The sequence below is a fragment of the Vreelandella lionensis genome, assembly GCF_002087295.1.
Lineage (GTDB): Bacteria > Pseudomonadota > Gammaproteobacteria > Pseudomonadales > Halomonadaceae > Vreelandella > Vreelandella lionensis.
Map to the genome: position 1 here is coordinate 1 of NZ_MWVI01000015.1, position 4,443 is coordinate 4,443.

Sequence of the window (4,443 nt, forward strand, 5' to 3'; positions counted from 1 at the left end):
CCAAGCTGACGCTGTGGCGGTTTTGTTCGCTTGTAAGTGAGCAATTGCTAGGAGAGTCATCATGGCAAGCGCAAATGTAACCACGAAAGTACGTCAAGTACTGGATTCACCTGGGACGACGAACTCCCAGTGGAGCCGGTTGACATTGCTCGCTACCTGCTAATCACGAAGGGTGATGAGAAGCGCAACATCTCAATGGTTGGGCGCGAAGACATCACTTTCAGTGGCCAGGCGCGGTACGACCAAGAGAAAAAAAGGTATTACTGCGAATACAACGTCAATGAGCCCAGCTATCGCCAACGCTTCACTCAAGCTCACGAGCTGGGGCACGTTGTGTTGGGTCACGTCCGTAACGGAGTTAGCCCAAAACGCGATACTAGCTTTGCGGTGCGCTCGGATGATAAGGATGAAATTGACGCTAACCAGTTTGCGGCGGAGCTTCTGATGCCCGAAGAGTACGTGCGCACAGCAGTTAAGCGCGAATTTAATATCAATAAGCTGGCCAGCCTGTTCGACGTATCCACGGCAGCGATGCATTACAGACTCAAGAACCTAGGCCTGCTATAAGTTCTCTATGTCTTTCATTGAGCGTTACCATCGATATCTAGGCAAACACACACCTAAAACCAGTGACTCGGATGGAGGAGATACCGAGTCACTAGGCCTAGGTAAACGCTCCAATCCTGATGAACATAACGAAGAAGACTGGACGGGGACGAATACCCCTGAGCAGACAAAGCAAGACAGCGAGGAGCTTCAAAAGCGACATATTGAAGATTTAGATCGTGATAGAGTTACTCGTCATACGCAAGGTACGCAGCAAGTTGAGCAAATTATCACGCGTACAAAAACAGCATCTAAAAACTTCCTCATGTTATCCGTTACTGGTGCTATCATAATTTTCGTGGTTGGCTTTTTTTCATTGCCACAAACGCGAGAAATCTTGAATTTGATCCCATGTATAAACCTAGATACTGATATAGCAGCCTCAGGGAACTGGGTTATATATTTACTTCTGTTTCTGCCTACCACACTCATGGCCGTCTTAGGCATCACCCTCTGGATCACTGGCCTGAAGTTCTCGGCACAAATTTATGGCGGTATCCAAGGAGCAGAAGAAAAAGGGTCCAACGAAGCCGTCTCAGAGTGCCTCAAAACTGTTCAAGAACTCTTAAAGCAAAGTAGCGGATCACCGTGATCCAAGCCCCCGGCCAATGAGCCGGGGGTAATGGTTTATAACCCTATTGACGACCGATCTTCACTCAGGTGGCGCCTCAAAAAATTCCACCACCATCGCCCGCAGCTCCTCTGCTTCCCAAAACCCGGTCAGGATAGAAACGAACAAGGCCGCCGCTGCCAGCCATAGCGCTTTGCGGTTACTCCACTTCTGAGCTGCCTGCGAGCGTTTCCCCTCTTCCACCTGCGCCGTCAGTATGCGCAGCTGTTCATCGCTGTTTTCCGTCTGCCTTTTATGAAGCGCATCCCGTTCGGCTTGCTCAGCACGTGCCCGGCCATTTTCCTCAAAGAGAAACTGCATCGAGGCCGAGCTAGGAGGCGGCACTTGGGGCAGCTCACGGCGTGCAGGCTCGAAGTGGCTCACCGGCATATTGGCGAGTGTTTCTGCTGTTGGAGTCACATGACGTAGGCTATTCGCCATGAGAGCCTGCTGAGCGCTATGTTCTTCTGAGATCTGTTTGGCATAGTCGCTAAGGGTGTTATTAAGCGCTGCCATCGCGGCCTGGTCTTGCTTAGCCCATACCTCACCCACCTTAGCTAAAGTATCCGCTGAGGATTGACCAATCAGACTAAGCGATGCCGCTTGCCGTAGGGTTTGCTCATAAGCCGCCATTTGCTCAGCAGCGTGCCTCACCGTCTGGCTTTCAAAAAAAGCCTTCGAATAATAATCAGCGGCCGCCCTGTACAAAATGCTATCCAGATAATGCAGCTCTTCATAAGCGCGGGTAAACACACCGATCGGAAAGCCCATGGCCAAGTAGGGAGTAGAAACAGGCGTCAGGTGAACGTCGTCATTAGCGTCCACTAATAAGGCCACCCGTTCAGCGGGCGGAAAAGAAGGCACCCGTTCCAACCTTCCGTTTTTAAGCACTAACGGTTTCGATTTTTCCATTCTCCCCCCTACCTTAATTATGATTCCAAACAAAAGCCCCCAACCAATCCATGGCCAGGGGCGTGGGTGCCGCATCCTTCTGGCGGAGCACTGGGGCAACGCGTGCTATTAGGCGACAACACCACTATGGCAAATAACATCAACCCATGATGTAAGCGATTTGCCACACTTTTGTAAGACATTGACTACACGGCCCAACACCTCGCCTGCCTGACCACCACACCCTTGAACTGCTGCGCCGTGACAAAGCAGCCCTGGCCACCACCGGCTGGCAACAAGCGGCAACGGCTGCCTACGCGATGGGATTTAAACAATCGGTACTCACCTTCCACTTCCGCGACCACCAGGTCAGCGTGGCCAAACGAACGCGCCTCATCCACCACCAGCACATCGCCCTCCATCCACGGCCCGCCTGGCTGCGCGTCTTCGCTTATCTCCACCAGAAAGCAGCTGGGGGGAAATTTTCGGCTATCCATTTCGGCCACCGCTGGGTGCTCCACGCCCACCACCACTGGCCCCAAGTAATTAACTCGCATGATGTTGCCCTGTACTTGCTCCACATTTAGCGACGACTATTAGTGTTTGCCTGTCGCATCCCTTAGGGTTAATACTGTACAAATTGACAGTAGATAACAAGAGTTATAGTTTTGATGGGTGCGTTCAGCTATTGCACAGGCCGCGCAACCTTACTAAGGGTTAATATCAGTAGTGCTGACGAGGTGAGCAGTGAAAACACAAGATATAAAAGCAGTTGCCAATATTGCTAATTAAACCCCTCAACTTTCCAAAGCAAACTCTTTTTCACAAAGACTCATTTGATTAACGGCCACATGAGAAAGCTGTTCAGACTTCACTAAACCCTTAATCTTATCAACATTAAAAGAGCTCATATTTGCCCCACAGTAAACACTATGAATACAAGAAGGTGGGATATCAAAAAGAAAAACTTTATCTTCATCGACCAAAAAATCATGCCGCTTCTTAAAATTTTTAATATACCTCCATTCATCTTCATAAGACCAGCACTCAGGCTTCCAAAAAAGAGCCTTGGAATCACCCAGCTCATCTATCGTCAAGTGTAGTCTTTTATGACTATATTCTACTTTACCAAGGCCAAAATATTGTCTTTCACCTTGCGGACTAAATTCTGAAAAAAAGGTGTTTTCGGTGTCAAAAGCAATAGCAAATCCTGAATGAGAGCCCGAGTAGTGCGACCACATCAAAAGATTGTCAATATTCTCAGAAAGAGACAATATTCCTACAGACTCTCGCAAATAAGACAAAATTTCGTCAAGCTTCTGCCTACCCACCCCCTCGTTAAACTGTTTTATGACATGGGGAAGTCGATGTTTTGCCAGTGCATAAAATTTACTAAAGGACATCTGCTTATCAAAGCCTGAGTCTTTATAAGCCTGTCGAACCCCGTCTTCTATTGATTCTCTTTTTGAGTTCTCTGACAGCAAGTAGGGAAAATAAGGCTTCAACTCAAACGGATCATTAAGAGAGCCAGCCTGCGTAAACCTAATTTTCAAGTTCTCTAAAACATCGATTCTTTCGGCAGTTAAATATTTATATAGCAACATAAAAAAACCCCAAATAATTTACGCTCATGCTCTCATCTTGCGTTCATTTCAAAACTAACGATGCACCGCATCACTCCCCAGCGCCTTTTACAGTAAAATCAACTGCCATCAGGCGTATAAAATGGATGATGCTGGATATACTCAACGTTTCTATCACTTATAGAAACAACAGATCCCGCCTTCCTGTCATAAGCAATTACAAAGCTTCCTAATTTACCAAGAACACTGTAACTGCATGTTTGACAGTTAATCAGCTTAACAATCGGCATTTGATTGTCTAAACGATTAAGCTCATTAATTTTTATGCCAGATGCCCAGCTAGGAGAAAAGGAAATGAGAGCTAAACCAATAAAGAAAGTCGCCGAATAAGCATGTGCTTCTGCTGGACTTTTGAAATACTTTTCACCCCATGGGGTATAGGGGAAAAACTCGGGAATAAAAACCATACAGATTACAAATATAAAATTAAAGACTTCATAGCTAGGCACCAAAAAATCCAGCCGTGAAAGAACAAATGAAATTACGCCCCCAAAAAAGTAAAGTATAAAGCAATAAAGATTGTCAAATTGTGAAATTCTTCTATTTCTAAAGAATGTAAAAGCTCGATTTACAAATATAACAAAAACCATCAAAGCCACATAGCCTATAAGAAATTCAAGAGGTGCAAACACAACATCTTGAAATGAAATATAATCTAGCGCGTTGACACCGAAATCCTGCCAATAAAAATAA

6 protein-coding genes are annotated in these 4,443 nt (G+C 46.4%); 2 read left to right on the forward strand and 4 right to left on the reverse strand.

The features are described 5' to 3' along the window. Positions 1 to 129: 129 nt before the first annotated feature. Both B4967_RS02070 and B4967_RS02075 read left to right on the forward strand, forming a co-directional pair. Complete coding sequence (locus B4967_RS02070) at positions 130 to 567, forward strand: ImmA/IrrE family metallo-endopeptidase (protein WP_083023260.1); 438 nt, start codon at positions 130 to 132, stop codon at positions 565 to 567. Between the two features lie 7 nt (positions 568 to 574). Beyond that, a complete protein-coding gene (locus B4967_RS02075) occupies positions 575 to 1,198 on the forward strand; it encodes a hypothetical protein (RefSeq protein ID WP_083023262.1) in 624 nt (207 codons plus the stop codon). 60 nt (positions 1,199 to 1,258) lie between these two features. On the opposite strand, the gene B4967_RS02080 is transcribed toward B4967_RS02075, so the two are convergent. The 4 genes from B4967_RS02080 to B4967_RS17995 all read right to left on the reverse strand — a co-directional run. Further along, positions 1,259 to 2,128, reverse strand: coding sequence for a hypothetical protein (locus B4967_RS02080; protein ID WP_083023265.1), 870 nt, complete (start codon positions 2,126 to 2,128; stop codon positions 1,259 to 1,261). Positions 2,129 to 2,313: 185 nt separating this feature from the next. Beyond that, positions 2,314 to 2,664, reverse strand: coding sequence for a S24/S26 family peptidase (locus tag B4967_RS02085; protein WP_139794386.1), 351 nt, complete (start codon positions 2,662 to 2,664; stop codon positions 2,314 to 2,316). A 240-nt stretch (positions 2,665 to 2,904) separates the two neighbouring features. Next, the gene (locus B4967_RS02090) at positions 2,905 to 3,711 is read right to left on the reverse strand and encodes a DUF2971 domain-containing protein (protein WP_083023268.1); all 807 of its coding nucleotides are present in this window, start codon (positions 3,709 to 3,711) and stop codon (positions 2,905 to 2,907) included. Between the two features lie 98 nt (positions 3,712 to 3,809). After that, positions 3,810 to 4,443, reverse strand: a 634-nt coding sequence (locus B4967_RS17995) for a hypothetical protein (RefSeq protein WP_161491461.1), incomplete at its 5' end; no start/stop codon positions are given.